Origin of the sequence: Segniliparus rotundus DSM 44985 (assembly GCF_000092825.1) — a bacterium.
In the GTDB taxonomy this organism is placed as follows: Bacteria; Actinomycetota; Actinomycetes; order Mycobacteriales; family Mycobacteriaceae; genus Segniliparus; species Segniliparus rotundus.
Genome location: NC_014168.1, coordinates 1,471,561 through 1,486,169 on the forward strand (window position 1 = coordinate 1,471,561; position 14,609 = coordinate 1,486,169).

At 66.0% G+C, this 14,609-nt stretch carries 15 protein-coding genes; 11 read left to right on the plus strand and 4 right to left on the minus strand.

Translation table 11 applies throughout. The features are described 5' to 3' along the window. Positions 1-125: 125 nt before the first annotated feature. The 6 genes from SROT_RS07380 to SROT_RS07405 all read left to right on the plus strand — a co-directional run bounded on the left by SROT_RS07380 (position 126) and on the right by SROT_RS07405 (position 6,718). The gene (locus SROT_RS07380; protein WP_013138390.1) at positions 126-656 is read left to right on the plus strand and encodes an Rv1476 family membrane protein; all 531 of its coding nucleotides are present in this window, start codon (positions 126-128) and stop codon (positions 654-656) included. A gap of 338 nt (positions 657-994) precedes the next feature. Then, a complete protein-coding gene (locus tag SROT_RS17360; protein ID WP_013138391.1) occupies positions 995-1,747 on the plus strand; it encodes a C40 family peptidase in 753 nt (250 codons plus the stop codon). A gap of 197 nt (positions 1,748-1,944) precedes the next feature. After that, positions 1,945-3,489, plus strand: coding sequence for an NlpC/P60 family protein (locus SROT_RS17090; RefSeq protein WP_013138392.1), 1,545 nt, complete (start codon positions 1,945-1,947; stop codon positions 3,487-3,489). Between the two features lie 268 nt (positions 3,490-3,757). Beyond that, a complete protein-coding gene (locus tag SROT_RS07395) occupies positions 3,758-4,756 on the plus strand; it encodes an AAA family ATPase (RefSeq protein ID WP_245535396.1) in 999 nt (332 codons plus the stop codon). A 1-nt stretch (position 4,757) separates the two neighbouring features. After that, a complete protein-coding gene (locus SROT_RS07400; RefSeq protein ID WP_013138394.1) occupies positions 4,758-5,690 on the plus strand; it encodes a DUF58 domain-containing protein in 933 nt (310 codons plus the stop codon). Continuing rightward, the gene (locus SROT_RS07405; protein WP_013138395.1) at positions 5,687-6,718 is read left to right on the plus strand and encodes a VWA domain-containing protein; all 1,032 of its coding nucleotides are present in this window, start codon (positions 5,687-5,689) and stop codon (positions 6,716-6,718) included. Before SROT_RS07400 ends, SROT_RS07405 begins: the two co-directional genes overlap by 4 nt. On the opposite strand, the gene SROT_RS07410 is transcribed toward SROT_RS07405, so the two are convergent. Continuing rightward, positions 6,686-7,405: a TVP38/TMEM64 family protein gene (locus SROT_RS07410; protein WP_148223382.1), complete on the minus strand. Its 720-nt coding sequence runs from the start codon at positions 7,403-7,405 to the stop codon at positions 6,686-6,688. The genes SROT_RS07405 and SROT_RS07410 overlap by 33 nt on opposite strands. A 25-nt stretch (positions 7,406-7,430) precedes the next feature. Here SROT_RS07410 and SROT_RS07415 point away from each other — a divergent pair, with 25 nt between their 5' ends. The 5 genes from SROT_RS07415 (at position 7,431) to deoC (ending at position 11,730) form a co-directional block, all read left to right on the plus strand. Further along, the gene (locus SROT_RS07415) at positions 7,431-8,804 is read left to right on the plus strand and encodes an aldehyde dehydrogenase family protein (RefSeq protein ID WP_013138397.1); all 1,374 of its coding nucleotides are present in this window, start codon (positions 7,431-7,433) and stop codon (positions 8,802-8,804) included. An 80-nt stretch (positions 8,805-8,884) separates the two neighbouring features. Next, positions 8,885-9,421: a helix-turn-helix domain-containing protein gene (locus tag SROT_RS16880; protein ID WP_013138398.1), complete on the plus strand. Its 537-nt coding sequence runs from the start codon at positions 8,885-8,887 to the stop codon at positions 9,419-9,421. Continuing rightward, positions 9,390-9,929 (plus strand): hypothetical protein, encoded by a 540-nt coding sequence (locus tag SROT_RS07425; RefSeq protein ID WP_013138399.1) that lies wholly within the window; start codon positions 9,390-9,392, stop codon positions 9,927-9,929. Before SROT_RS16880 ends, SROT_RS07425 begins: the two co-directional genes overlap by 32 nt. Before the next feature lie 80 nt (positions 9,930-10,009). Further along, positions 10,010-11,059 (plus strand): alpha/beta fold hydrolase, encoded by a 1,050-nt coding sequence (locus tag SROT_RS07430; protein WP_013138400.1) that lies wholly within the window; start codon positions 10,010-10,012, stop codon positions 11,057-11,059. Continuing rightward, positions 11,056-11,730, plus strand: a complete 675-nt coding sequence (gene deoC, locus SROT_RS07435; RefSeq protein ID WP_013138401.1) for a deoxyribose-phosphate aldolase — start codon at positions 11,056-11,058, stop codon at positions 11,728-11,730. The genes SROT_RS07430 and deoC overlap by 4 nt, the downstream gene beginning before the upstream one ends. A gap of 68 nt (positions 11,731-11,798) precedes the next feature. Here the strand turns inward: deoC and SROT_RS07440 are convergent, their stop codons facing one another. The 3 genes from SROT_RS07440 to SROT_RS07450 are packed head-to-tail and all read right to left on the minus strand — an operon-like array spanning position 11,799 to position 14,565. Next, positions 11,799-13,049, minus strand: a complete 1,251-nt coding sequence (locus SROT_RS07440; RefSeq protein WP_013138402.1) for an LmeA family phospholipid-binding protein — start codon at positions 13,047-13,049, stop codon at positions 11,799-11,801. Then, on the minus strand, positions 13,049-13,894 hold the full coding sequence (locus SROT_RS07445; protein WP_041407792.1) for a carbon-nitrogen hydrolase family protein: 846 nt from the start codon (positions 13,892-13,894) through the stop codon (positions 13,049-13,051). The genes SROT_RS07440 and SROT_RS07445 overlap by 1 nt, the downstream gene beginning before the upstream one ends. A gap of 5 nt (positions 13,895-13,899) precedes the next feature. Beyond that, a complete protein-coding gene (locus SROT_RS07450; protein ID WP_013138404.1) occupies positions 13,900-14,565 on the minus strand; it encodes a DUF2505 domain-containing protein in 666 nt (221 codons plus the stop codon). Positions 14,566-14,609 lie beyond the last annotated feature (44 nt).

The window sequence follows — 14,609 nt, forward strand, 5'->3', positions numbered from 1 at the left end:
CGCGAAGGCGTGAGCCTGTCGTGTCAGATGACCCAGGGCTGGTGGGACGGAATCTATCGTAACAGTACAAGCATACTGCTATGTCGGGGGGTGGGTCAAAGGAAAAAGACGGTAGGCTGCTTCCCATGAGCCCACGGCCGCTGAAACAAGACTTGCCCCCGGGGTCCGACCCAGCCGCCATCCGCGCCGACCTGGTCGCGACCGGCGTGCACGCCAGCCCATCGGACCGTCCCGGCTTGACCGAGGCCGTCGCGCGGGCGAAGGGCCAAGGCCTGAGTTTCGAAGTTCTCGTGCTCCCGCCGGGGCCGTACGTCCCCACGCAGTTGCGCAATCTCGCCACCGAGGTGGCCGGCTCCGACCCGGTCACTGTGCTGGCCCTCGCGCCGGGCTTCGTCGGCTCTTACTCCGCGAGCGTCACTCGGGTGAGGCTGGAGAACGCCCAAGACGAGTTGGACGCAAACCCGACGGTGGCGGCGAACCAGTTCCTCGACCGGCTGTTCGCGCCGAGCGTCTCGTGGACCGGAGTGAGCGCTGCGCTGTCCGTCCTCGTCCTGGTCGCGGTGCTCGTTGCGAAATTGTCACGTTGGGGAGGGCGATGGAAAACGAGGTCCGGTCGCGCCAACGAGGACTGGGCGGCGGCCAAGGACGGCCAATAAAGTATTCGCCGAGGTGTTCGCGCATATTGTTCGCGCGCGGCACGGCCTTTCTTCCGATACTTTCTTGCCACAGGATCCGCCGGATCGCCTCTTCTTTTCCCGCTTTGCGCCGATGCGCCTTTCTCTTTGCGCCGATATGTCTATAAAGCGTTATAGATCTGTTGTCAGAGTTGTGTAAGTTTCCCCTGGAACGCATGGTGTGGATGTGACAGAGCGGCATTGTCTGCTGAAACGCATGAGCACGGACGTGTCCGAAAGCGTCGCGTCGACGAGGCTGGTGCTGGCGAAAACCGGCGTTGACGGGAAGAAGCGTCGACGGAGAGAGAAGCGAGGTGCAGATGGCTGACATGAAGTTCGAGGGCGAAGAGCCTGTGCGGCAGCATGCCCGTTCCACGGCGTCCCGCCGCGCCTTTGTGTCGCTCGGCCTTGTGGCGGGCTTGTTGGCGGCTGTGTCCCCGATCGCGGCGGCAGATCCGGACCAGTCTGCGGACGGTCCGCCGCCAGCGGAGGGCCCTGGCGCCGCTCCTGGTGTCGAGCAGCAGTTGGCGCAGCAGGTGGCGGCGCAAGATCCGGGTTTGTCGCAGTTGATTTTGTATGGTGCGATTCCTGCGGCTGCGCAGGCTCCGCCGCCGCCGACCGCTGGGGGCGGGTATGTGCCGAGGTTGTACGGGCAGCAGGCGGTTGAGACGGTGATTCGGCGCGGTCTCACCCAGATCGGCCACATTTACTCGTGGGGCGGCGGCGGAGCGTACGGGCCGTCGCGCGGGGTGCATGACGGCGGCGTCGCCGACCGTTACGGCGACTACAACATCTCCGGGTACGACTGCTCCGGCCTCATGGTGTTCTCTTTCGCGGGCGCGGGCGTCCTGCTGCCGAAATACAGCGGCAACCAGTATCGCTCGGGCAGGCATGTCCCTGTGTCCCAGGCGCGCCGGGGAGACATGCTCTTCTACGGCCCCAACGGCACGCAGCACGTCGCCCTGTATCTGGGCAACGGATGGATGCTCGAGTCGCCAGAGTCTGGTGAGCGCGTCCACGTCACGCGGGTGCGCACGAGCGGAATATGCCCGGACGCGGTCCGATTGTTTTGATTCGGATCCGCCGTTTCTCTTCTTTTCGTCAATATGCCCGCATCTTTATAAAGACCGGTATCCATAAGCGTTATCGACATGTTGCCAGAGTTGTGCATGTTTTTCCTGATGCTTATGGTGTTTCTGTGAAAGACTGACATCTACGGGGCAACGTCAAAGGCGACGCCGCCCGAGGAGTCGCGCAGGTGAGGAGAACCATGAAACGGACGGCGAGCGCCAAGGCGCCAGCGCCATCTGCGCTGGCGGGCGAGGACCGCCAGATGGGGTCGCTGCGACGGGCCATCGCGGCGCTGGGCGTCTCCGCGGGCGTTGTCGCCTCCTCCATGCAGCCGGCCGGCGCCGATCCCGCCCCGCCGTCGAGCGACGCGGTCGCGGATGCCGCCGCCGAGGTGGGCCGCGACCAAAACGCTCGAGACGACGCAGTGAGCCGACTGGCGGCCGCGAACAACGAAATCGACCGGCTCGACGGCGAGGTCGAAGCCAAACAGCAAGCAGCGGACAAAGCCATTGAGGACGTGCGGGCGGCGCAATCCGCAGCCGAAGGAGCCCGTCGACGAGCGAGCGCGGCGCGGGACGAACTTCGCGGCGCGCAGGCCCAGTCGCAATCGGTGCAAGACCAGGCCGACGCCTTAGTCCAACTCATGTACAGCAACGGGACGTCGTTGTCCCCGGAGTTGGCGCTGGTCGGGGCTCCGAGCGTTGGCGACGGCTTGGACCGGGCCGCGGTGGTGGGCATGCTCGCCTCGGACCAGCGGCGAGCGCTCGAAGCAGTGCTGCGCGCCCGCAACGACGAGGCCAACCGCGCCGCCGCTGCGAACGCGGCGGACCGAGAAGCCGCACGCGCGATCACCGCCGCGGAACAGGCCAAGCGGGACGCGGACCAAGCGGTCGCCGGGGCCAAGGCCGCATTTGACGAGCAACGCGCCAAGCGAGATGCAATCGCCCAGGCCCGCGACGACGCGCAGCGCAAGCTCGACGAGGCGCAGAGCGCTGCCCGTTCATTGGCCGATCAGCGAGCGAAGGCCGAGCAGGCGAAAGAAGCTTCGCCGGAACAGGCAGAAGCGGGCCAGCAGTCACCGGGCCAACAGCCACAAGGGGCGGCGCAACCGGAAACACCGGCGCGCGACCACGACGCGGCGGAGGGCTCCGCGCCTCCCGCGCAGGGGCCCGCCGCGGGCGCCGACGTCGAGCAGCAGTTGGCGCAGCAGGTGGCGGCGCAAGATCCGGGTTTGTCGCAGTTGATTTTGTATGGTGCGACTCCTGCGGCCGCGCAGGCTCCGCCGCCGACCGCTGGGGGCGGGTATGTGCCGAGGTTGTACGGGCAGCAGGCGGTTGAGACGGTGATTCGGCGCGGTCTCACCCAGATCGGCCGCATTTACTCGTGGGGCGGCGGTTCCGCCTACGGACCGACCCGAGGCATCCATGACGGCGGCGTCGCCGACCGTTACGGCGACTACATGATCTCCGGGTACGACTGCTCGGGTTTGATGATCTACGCCTTCGCGGGCGCTGGGATCCTCTTGCCGCACTACACCGGCTACCAGTACCGGGCTGGCAGACATGTTCCCGCCGCGCAAATGCGCCGGGGCGACTTGATCTTCTACGGCCCCAACGCGAGTGAGCATGTCGCCCTGTATCTGGGCAACGGATGGATGCTCGAGTCCCCGCAGTCGGGCGAGCGGGTGCATGTGACGCGCTTGCGCACCGGGGGCATGTGCCCGGACGTCGTGCGCATGTTCTGATCCTCGGGTCCGGCATAGCTCGGGCGGATCTGTTCTGCGCGAGTGTCGCTCCGGAGCCTGCCCTTGGCGCTTTGGCTAGGATGCTCATCAGCAGGCTCTCAGCTCTCGGGAGTAAGCTGTCGGTTTCGGCTCGGGCTCTGGTTCGGGCTGGGGCCCGCGGTCGCTTCGAGCGTGGGCGTTGAAGAAGACTTGGAAAGGCGATAGGGCTGTAGTGAGCACAGATATCCAGGCGCAGGCGGCCAAGGACGCGAAGCTCCTTGAGGAGGCGATGTTCGAGGTCAAGCGAGTGATTGTGGGCCAAGAGCAGCTTGTCGAGCGGATCCTCGTCGGGCTCTTGGCCAAAGGCCACATCCTGCTGGAAGGCGTGCCGGGCGTCGCGAAGACTCTGGCGGTCGAGACGTTCGCCAAAGTGGTGGGCGGCAAATTCTCCCGCGTGCAGTTCACCCCGGACTTGGTCCCCACGGATCTGGTCGGGACCCGCATCTATAGGCAGGGCAGGGAAGAGTTCGACACAGAGCTCGGCCCCGTGGTGGCGAACTTCGTGCTCGCCGACGAGATCAACCGCGCCCCGGCGAAGGTCCAGTCCGCGCTGTTGGAAGTCATGGCCGAACGGCATGTGACCATCGGCGGGCAGACGTATCCGATGCCGTCGCCCTTCCTCGTCATGGCCACGCAGAACCCGATCGAGAACGAAGGCGTGTACCCGCTGCCTGAGGCCCAGCGCGACCGTTTCCTCTTCAAAGTGCTCGTCTCGTACCCGACGGTGGAGGAAGAACGCGAGATCATCTACCGCATGGGCGTGAAACCCCCGACGCCGAGGCAAGTGCTGGACGCGGATTCGCTCTTGCGGCTGCAGGAGACAGCGAGCGAGGTGTTCGTCCACCACGCCCTGGTCGACTACGTGGTCCGAGTGATCGCAGCGACCCGCGACCCGCGAGCCCACGGTATGCCGGACGTCGCGAGCTGGCTTTCGTACGGCGCTTCTCCGCGAGCCACGCTCGGCATTATCGCAGCCGCTCGGGCGCTGGCCTTGGTCCGCGGGCGCGACTACGTCATTCCCGTGGACGTGGTCGAGGTCATCCCGGACGTCCTGCGCCACCGGCTCGTGCTCAGTTATGACGCGTTGGCCGACGAGATCACCACCGACCAGGTCATCGCCCATGTGCTCAAGACCATTGCCCTCCCGCAGGTGAGCGCGCATCCGGCGCCGCCGCCCGCCGCACCGGCCGGCGGCGGGGGCGTGGCGCAGTACGCGGGACAGGCCTGACGTGCCCCAAAGCACCCCGTCCTTTGCCCAAGGAACGCTGCGCAACCCCAAGCTCGCTGCGGCGCTGAAAACGTTGGAGCTGACCGTGAAGCGCAAGCTCGACGGTCAGTTGCACGGCGACCACCTGGGGCTTTTGCCCGGCCCTGGCTCCGAGCCGGGCGATTCGCGCACATATGTCCCCGGTGACGACGTCCGGCAAATGGATTGGTCGGTCACTGCCCGCACCACGCATCCCCATGTGCGGCAGATGGTCGCGGACCGGGAGCTGGAGACGTGGATCGTGGTGGATCTTTCGGCGAGCATGGACTTCGGCACGACCAATTGCGAGAAACGCGACTTGGCCATCGCAGCGGCCTCGGCGATCGTGCACCTGACCACTGCTCCGGGCAACCGGCACGGCGCGATCATCGCGACAGGCTCCGACCTCGTGCGGGTGAACGCCCGTTCTGGGCGCCAACACGTTCAGAACCTGCTGTCCACGATCGCGACCACGCCGAAATCGCCCGACGGCCAGCGCGGGAACCTCGCAGCTGCCATCGACTCCCTCCGCCGCCCATTGCGGCGAAAAGGCCTTGCCGTGGTCATCAGCGACTTCCTCGGGCCTGTGGACTGGGACCGCCCGTTGCGCGGCATCGGCGCTCGGCACGAGCTGCTCGGCGTCGAAGTGCTCGACCCCAGAGACTTGGACCTTCCCGCTGTCGGAGAGGTCGTGTTGCGGGACGCGGAGAGCGGTCAGATCAACTCGTACCGCATCACCGAATCGCTGCGCGCTCGTTTCTCCGAGGCGGCCAAAGAGCACCAGAGCTTGGTGCATCGGACCCTGCGCAGCGCGGGCGGCGGCGTGCTGCCGTTGCGCACCGACAAAGACTGGATCGGGGAGATCGTGCGGTTCGTCTCGGCACGCCGCCGCGGTCTTGTGAACGGGGCAGCGTGACGCCGCTCGCAAGTGGCTGGGGCGATTTCGGCAACCCCTTCGAGCCGATGCACGCCTGGTGGTACTTGTTCGCCGTCGTGGTGGCCGCGCTCCTCGCCCTGTACGTCTTCGTCCAGTTGTACCGCCGCTCGCGCTACCTGCGTTTCGCGAACACCGAGGTTCTCGACAAAGTCGCCCCGAAGCGGTCGAAATTCCTCAAGCATGTCCCTGTCGCGATCCTCTTGGCCGGATTGCTGCTGTTGACTGTGGCGCTGAGCGGGCCGACAACCCTCGCGAGAGTCCCCAAGAACCGGGCCACGGTCGTCCTCGTCGTGGACATCTCGCTTTCCATGGTGTGCGACGACGTCCGGCCGACACGGGTGGACGCCGCCCGGCAGGCCGCGATCAAGTTCGTCGACGAGATGGAGCCGACGTTGCAGCTGGGCCTGGTCACCTTCGCGGGGACCGCGCAGACGCTGATCGCCCCCTCGTCCGACCACGAGATCGTCAAACACGCGTTGGACGAGGCCATCCGTCCGGACAAGCTCGCGGCGCGCACTGCCACGGGGGAGGGCATTTACACGGCGCTGCAGCAGATCGAGACGCTCTCGAGCATCCTCGGCGGCAAATCCAAGGCCCCGTCCGCAAGGATCGTGTTGGAGTCGGACGGCAAAGAGACGGTCCCCGACGATCTGAACGCCCCTCGTGGCGCGTTCACGGCGGCGAAAGAGGCCAAGGCCAAGGAGGTGCCGATTTACTCGATCTCCTTCGGCACCACGAGGCCGATTCCTTATGTGAACATCCAAGGGTCGAGGGTGCCCGTCCCCGCAGACGACGCGTCCTTGCAAAAGGTCGCGGAGCTCTCCGGGGGCAAGTTCTTCACCGCAGGCTCGCTCGACCAGCTCTCGGACGTGTACAGCTCGCTGAACGCGGAGATCGGATACGACCTCGTGAAGCAAGACTCCTCGCGCCCTTGGATTTTGGCGGGGACGCTCTTGGTCATCGCCGCTGTGGGATCAAACTTCCTGGTCGGCCGAGCCCTGCCGTAAGCGGGAGTTGACCATGAGGCCGATCACCCCCACGGTGATGCAGCAGCCGCTCACCACGAAGAACATGGGATCGAAATGCCCGGTTGTCGCGTCGCCGAGGAGGACGACAGCGGTCGTCATGGGGATCAGGCCCAAGCATGAAGCCACTGTGTAGGGCACGAGGCGCACGGTGGACACGCCGCACAAGTAATTCTGCAACGCGAACGGCACGGGCGCGATCAGCCGCACTGACCAGACGGCGAGCCACCCGCGTTCGCTGAGCTGGCTCTGGACGTGCTTGGCGAGCGGATGGCGGATGTAGGCTTGCACGCGCTCGCCCGCAAGCCGACGGGCGAAGAGGAAGGCGAGCACGGCCGCGAGCGTGGAAGCGGTCACCGAGATGACCACGCCCAGCAACGACCCGTAGAGCAGGCCTGCTGCGAGGGTGAAGAAGGTCCGGGGGACCGGGGTGACGGTGATGATCGCGTACGCGGCGAGGAAAAGAATCAGACCTGCCGCGCCGAAGGACTGCGCCCAGTCTCGCATCACGGCAGGGGTGGGAATGGGCAGCCAGAACACGCAGGCCGCGGTGATCGCTGCGCAGAGCACGAGGAGCAGCACCGTCCGCCACGAGGGGCGGGGCACGAGCTCAAGAGCGAGGGCGAGGCGCCGCCGCGCTGTGGCGATCATAGGGGCGTGTCGAGACATCAGCATCGAGCATAGGATGTCAACCATGCAGGTGCGTAGTCCATATGATGGCCGTGTTGTCGGAGAAATCTCACTCGCGGACGACGAACAGGTCGAGCGGGCGGTCGAGGCGGCCCATGCGCTGCGCCGCAATGGGATTGCCGCCCACGTGCTCGCCACAGCCCTGCGGCGCATTTCGGACGGGATCGCCGCGCGGGCCGAGGAGGCGGCGCAGATTCTGACGGCGGAGAGCGGCAAGCCGCTCCAATGGGCACGCGTCGAAGTCGCGCGCGCCGTCGCGACCTTCGGCTGGGCCGCGCAGGAGGCTCGGACGTTCTCCGGCGAGCTGCAACGTCTGGACACCGACCCAGGCGGGGTCGGCAGGCTCGCGATCATCCGCCGCGTTCCGATTGGCCCCGTTCTCGGCATCACCCCGTTCAATTTTCCGCTGAACCTCGTCGCGCACAAAGTGGCTCCTGCGCTGGCGATCGGCGCCCCCGTCATCATCAAGCCCGCGCCGCGCACCCCGCTTTCGGCGCTTTTGCTCGCCGAGATCGTTGCGGAGACCGACTTGCCCGACGGGATGTTCGCCGTGCTGAACATTTCGAACGAGCAGACAGTCGCACTGGTGCAGGACCCTCGGCTGCCGGTTGTCTCCTTCACCGGCTCCGTTCCTGTGGGCTGGTCGATCCGTGACTCGGCGCCCCGCAAGAAGGTGGTTTTGGAGCTCGGCGGCAACGCGGCCGTTGTGGTCTGCCCGGATTGGCGCAGCGAAGAGGATCTCGATTGGGCGGCCACCCGTATCGCGACGTTCGCGAACTATCAAGCTGGGCAGTCCTGTATTTCGGTGCAGCGGGTGTACGCGCATCGGGCTGTGTACGACGACCTGCTCGCGCGGGTCGTCGCGAAGGTCGAGCGGCTCGTGACTGGCGACCCTTCGGATGAGGCGACCCAGGTCGGCCCGCTCATCGACGAGGACTCGGCCAAACGGGTCCAGGCATGGGTGCGCGAGGCCGAAGCGGGGGGAGCCAGGGTTGCGACCGGCGGGGTCCGTTCTGGAACGAGCTACGCCCCCACAGTTCTGACCGGCGTGCCGCACGACGCGAAAGTCATCGCCGAAGAAGTGTTCGGCCCGGTCCTCTCGATTTTGCCAGTGGATTCCGTTGACGAGGCGTTCGCGAAGGTGAACGATTCCCGCTTCGGATTGCAGACCGGCGTGTTCACCCACGACCTGGGCATTGCGTTCCAGGCCGGGCGCGAGCTTGAGGTCGGGGGGGTGATCGTCGGCGATGTGCCCTCCTACCGGGCGGACCAGATGCCCTACGGCGGCGTCAAAGACTCCGGGGTCGGTCGCGAAGGAGTGCGCAGCGCGATGGAGGACTTGAGCGAGGAGCGCGTCCTCGTGCTGACCGGCGTGTGAGCAGCCCGAGCTCTGCTCGCGCGCCAAACTGCAAACACAGAGTGCTTGCAAGTGCTAGCAAAGCTTGCTAGCATGGGGTCATGGGTCGAGAGGTCAAAGAGATCTGGGATATCCGTGAGATCGGAGACGTCGGCGAGTACATCCGGACCCAGCGGGAGCTCGCCCAGGTCTCATTGCGTCAATTGGCCCAGAGGGCTGGGGTCAGCAACCCGTACCTCAGTCAGATCGAACGAGGTCTTCGGAATCCATCCGCCCAGGTGATGGGTCAGATCGCCAAGGCTTTGCGGCTCTCGGCGCAGGCCATTGACACGCAAGCGGAGGTTTTGGGGCCCTGTCAGGGTTTTACGCCCGCGTCCGAGGTCCGCGTCCAATGGGGAGCCCGCGAGAGCGGCGGGCAGAACGCTTCCGCCCCAGTTCGCGCGGATCGCGGCCCGAACGTGGTGCGCGCGGCGGTGCTGGCCGACGGGTCGATCACCGAGCGGCAAAAAGAAGCGTTGATCCAGGTCTACGAAGCTTTTGTCCAAGAGTCTCTGCGAACACGGGGGCTTGATGACCAAACAACCGACCAGATTGAAGGAGATTGCCATGGCAGAGCAGAAGACGGCCTCGAATCTTGATATCAAGGCCCCGTTTTACGCGGCTGTCGGCTTCGGCGACCTCGCCCTCGCCGCAGTGAGCGACATCGTCGAGAAGATTCGCGAGACTGCGGAGGACGCCGCGAGCGAGGTTCGGGCGAAGGTCGACGAGGCGCGGGACAAGCATCTGCCGAAGAAGGCCGAGAAGATCGAGCAGAGCGACATCAAGGACATCCTGACCAAGTTCTCGCCGGAGGAGCTGCGCAAGGTGGCCGAAGCGTACAGCAAGGTCGCGCTCGACATCTTCAGCCACCTGGCCGAGCGCGGCGAGGAGGCCACCAAACGCCTGCTCAAGTCAGGCGAGGTGCAGGATGTGAAGAACGCGGTCGCGAACAAGGCCGACCAGGCCCGCGAGCTGACCGACGAGGCGCTCGGCAAGGTCGCGAGCGGCACTCGCGCGCTCGGCGAGCGAGCCAGCAAAGCCACGAACAGCAGCGCCGCTCGCCGCTCGGGCGCCGCGGCGAAGAAAAGCCGACCCGCCGCCAAGTGAGCAGAGCGGGTGTTCGGCCGCCCGACGCCCGCAGGGCGGCCGAACACCCGCTCTGCTCTGGGTTTTGGCATACTGTCACGATGCGTGCTTTGCTTCGTGTTCTCCGCTCGGCGCTGCCGTCCATCGGGGCCTTGGGCTCCGCTGCCGCTGGAGGATTGTTGTGGCCGGTCACCCCAGCCACCCGCCCCGACTTCGCCCCGCCCCGCACGCCCGGACGCGAGTCGTGGGTGAGCAGCACAGGCGGGGCGCGTTTGCGCGTGGTGACGTACGGCCCCGAAGAGGCGCAGCCCTTCGTCTTCGCCCACGGCTGGACGTGCGACGCGCAAGTGTGGTTGCCGCAGGTGCACGCGCTCGCGGAGAAGTATCGAGTGATCACGTATGACCAGCGGGGGCATCTGCGCAGCACGCTGGGCGACGAACCGTTCCGCGTCGAATTCCTCGGCGACGACCTCGCCGCTGTTTTGGCCGCCACCTTGAGGGCGGGCGAGCGGGCGGTGATCGCGGGCCACAGCATGGGCGGCATGAGCATCATGGCATGGGCGCTGCACCACCCGGAGCAGGTGCAGGAGCGGGCCAGCGCGGTGGTCCTCACCGCGACAGGCGCCCACGGACTGCTCGGCAAGGCGACCATTCCCTTCCTGGGCAGCGGCACCCGGCTCACGTCGTTGTTGGCCGGGGCGGCCGTCTTTCCTTTAGCCCTTCCCCTGCCGATGAATTTTTCGGTGGTGAGAAAGTCTGCCGCAGCCCGGTTCATTGTCCGCAATATCGTCTTGTCGCCCGAGGCGGACGACGCGGCCACCGACCTGACCACGGCTATGGCGTTTCGCTGCCCGCCCGACGCGCGCGCCGCGTGCATTAAAGCACTGACCAAGAGCCTCGACGTGCGCGCTGGTCTGCGCAACCTCACCGTGCCCACAGTCGTGGTCGCTGGCGGGCAGGATTATATGACTCCGGTCGCGCATAGCTACGAGATGGCAGACGTCCTCGCCGAGACCGGATGGCTGGAGCGGCTGGTGGTCTTTCCGGGCTCAGGGCACATGGTGGCGCTTGAGGCCACGGAGGAATACAACGCTTTGCTGGCCGAGATCGCGGAGAAGTCAGCAAAAGCCTTCGTGGAAGCGGGTCGATGAGCGCACTGCGGCGAGCTGCGGTCGCCGCGATGGTCGAGCACACGCTGCTCAAACCGGAGGCCCTGCCCGAACATGTCGCCGCCGCTGTCGCGCAAGCGCAATCCCTCGGCGTGCTCGGCGTGTGCCTTTCGCCTTCTGCGCTGCCGGTCTCGGCCCCCGGCCTGGTGCTTGTCACGGTGGTGGGGTTTCCCTCGGGCCGCCACCATGCGGCAATCAAAGCAGCCGAAGCTGCGCTCGCCGCCAGTCAGGGAGCGCGCGAGATCGACATGGTCATCGACTTCTCCAACTCGCTTCTCGGCGACTACGAGGCGGTGGAACGCGAAGTGTCGACGGTCCGCGCGGCCTGCGGTGACGCGAAGCTGAAAGTCATCATCGAATCGGAGGCGCTGCTCGTCCTCGCGTCGGATGGCGCGAAGGCTGTGGCTGAAACCTCGCGCGCGGTGGAGCGCGGAGGCGCAGAATTTGTGAAAACCTCCACCGGCTTCCACCCAGCTGGCGGTGCGAGCGTCACGGCAGTCTCACTCATGTCAGCTGCGGTCAGCTCGCGCGTGCAGATCAAGGCCAGCGGGGGAATTCGCACTGGAGAGCAGGCCAGGGCCTTGATAGAAGCCGGAGCGCACCGCCTGGGGCTGTCTGGCTCAAAGGACGTCTTGGCGGATTTCCCTGTTTGACGGCACTCCGCCTGAGCGTGAGCCGGCAGAGCGCGACCCGGCAGAGCGCGACCCGGCAGAGCGCGGACTCACTCCACCGGGCGCAGGGCGGAGCATTTCGTGCCCTTCACCAGGGGAGCGTTTTCCGCGTAGAACTGGAAGACGATCGAGTCGTGCTTGACTTGCACGGACTTCGCTTTCAGCCCCATGGGATAGCTGGCGATCTTGCCCGCGACCTGCTCGATGGCAGGGCGGGCCATCGAGTTCACCACCCCGGACACGTCGATGCCGATCTTGCGGAAGTCAGGCAGGTCGATGCTCTGGATGTGGATTTGCAGGTTGTGCTGCTTGTCGATCTCGGGTTTCACGACAATGACAGCTCGTGCCTGCAGGACGCCGATCGTGCCGTTCACATCGACCGAGAACTGGTTGTGCAGCTGGTCGAGTGTGACGGCGTTCACTGATGTGATCGGGGAGCGGGTCTGATTGGGATCTTTCAGCTTGGGGTTGGCGAGAGTCTGGCGGATGCCATCGGCAGTCCACACCGCCTGCGCTGTCATATGCCCGACGGAGCCGCCGTCCTTGACGACGTGGATGTCGTCCATCCGCGCGGAGACGTCCAAGCCTTTGATGGCCTCTTTGAGCTCGACTTGCCCGTGCTGGTTGTATTTGTCCACGGCGCTGTTCTTCGCTTCGACCGCGAGATAGGGGATCTCGTGGTCGATCAAGCTCGCCAGCAGGAATTTGTTGTGGTCGTAGTCCACCTTGGCTTCGGTGTTCAGGATGTTTTTGGCGGCCTCTTCAGCGCAGACGGCCAACAGATGCCGGGCCAGGACTTCGCCGCCGAGCACGCCCACCACGCCGAGCAGGAGCAGGACCACGAGGCTGAGCGCGACGGTCTTCAGCCGCCCCTTGCCCGAACGGCCGCTCGGCTCCTCGTCGACGCTCCTCGGAGTGTCCGGGGCTGATCCAGGCGCGTCCTCTCCTGCCGAGGCCGCTGCGTCTGCTGCGGGGAATTCGGCTGTCGCGACCGAGGGGTCTTGTTCGGCTCGGGAGAGTTCAGCCGTCGCGTCGGCTGGGACAGGCGCGGGGAATTCGGTCGTCGCGACCGATGGGTCTTGCTCGACCGCGGGCAGCACGCTCGTTTCGTCTGCCGCGTCTTGGGCGGCGCCAGGGATCACCGCCGTGGCCTCAGAGTCTTCCTGCGGGGCAGGAGGGCGCCCAGCAGCCGGAAGCTCTGTCGTCGCGTCGTCCTCGACGTGCGGTTTCTCCTTGGCCGGCTCTTCACCAAGGCGGCCTTGTGCTGGCTTGTTCGGGTCGGAATCGTTCGGATGGCTCATCAATGCTGCACTGTACCAGTGTCTGCTTGGGGGATTCGCTTCCCGATGCCCGGCCCGAGCACAGGCAGCGCGGCGCGCGCTTGGTCGACAAGGCCGAGGTCCAGGTCCACGATCAGCAGCTCAGGACCTGCTCCGGCTTCTTTGAGAACCTCCCCGAACGGTGAGACCACCCGGCTGAACCCGATCCCCGTGGGCGCGTCAGAAGCGCGCGGCTTCTGCGACCGCCGTGTCGCACGAGGGTCTGCTTGACCGCATGCGATCACGAAGGACGTGCTGTCCAATGCGCGGGCAGCGGTGAGCACGCGCCATTGGTCGAGTTTGCGCGGTCCCGACCCCCACGAGGCGCTCACCACCGACAGGTGCGCCCCGCTCCGGGCGAGCTCTTGATACAGCCACGGAAAGCGCACGTCGTAGCATGCGGTGAGTCCGACTTTCGCCGTGCCCACATCGAATAGGACAAGTCTGTCGCCCGCTTCCACAGTGCGGGACTCGACGAATCCCAGCGCGTCGAAGAGGTGAATTTTGTCATACGCGCAGAGTTGCGCGCCGTCGGTGGCCAGCAGCGTGTTGCGCACCCTGTCTTCGCCGCGCGCGGCAGGGGAGAACATGCCGACGACAACGGCGACGCCGAGTTCTGCGGCGAGTTCGCGAATCCGGGTGGCCCACGGCCCGTCCGCCGGCTCGGCGACAGGCGCGAGCGGCTCCCCGAAGCAGCGCATGCTGGCTTCGGGGAAGACGACGAGCTGCGCGCCGCGCCCCTGGGCTTCGCGTGCGCTTTGCGCGATGAGCGCGGCATTCTCCTCAGGGTCGGGACCAGAGAGAATTTGCGCTAATGCGACGCGCACGGCAGTCACCAGGTTTGAATGATGTCCGCGGCGTCCTGCGCGGCTCGCTGCTCGGCGGCCCGAGGGTCGCTCTCATCCGGGCGCCACCCGTCGTGGAAGAACGCGTCCACTTCGCTTTCCGTCCACGCGGGGGGGCGGGGGGAGAGCCATTGGCACAGGTACTCGGCTTCGCCTCGGACGAGCTCTTTGAGGTTCACCAAGATCAGCTGCTCCAACTTCGGACCGATCATCGGGACGAACACCCGAATGTTCATGCTGCGTCGGATGAGCGTCCCGCCGGAGCCGCCGTCGACCAGGCCGGTGCCGCTCTCCCGCATCGTCAAAGTGCCGTTGAACTTCCCCGGCGCGCCGGGGACGGAGGCGGAGAAGCTGCCGTTGTTCTCGTCTTCGTCCGCAAGGCCCGGCCGGAGAAATTTCTCCTTGCGGGTGATGTGCATGTCCACCTTCATGATCGACTTGGCGATCGGCGGCAGGTACTCTTTCGGGAATTTCTGCTTGATCTCGACCTCGACGAAGTCGTCGGTCTTCTCGAACCCCACGACCTCGGAACGGTCCGTGAGCTGGAGCCAGAGCCCCATGAGGTCGTCCCAGAACTGCTTGTCGGACAGTCCTTCAAAGACCCGCTGCGGCGGGTGCCGGTACCGAACCGGGAGATGCAATGTTCGCGCCATCTTGAAAAGCTTACCTCCGTGTCCGCCGCAACAGCGGCGATCTG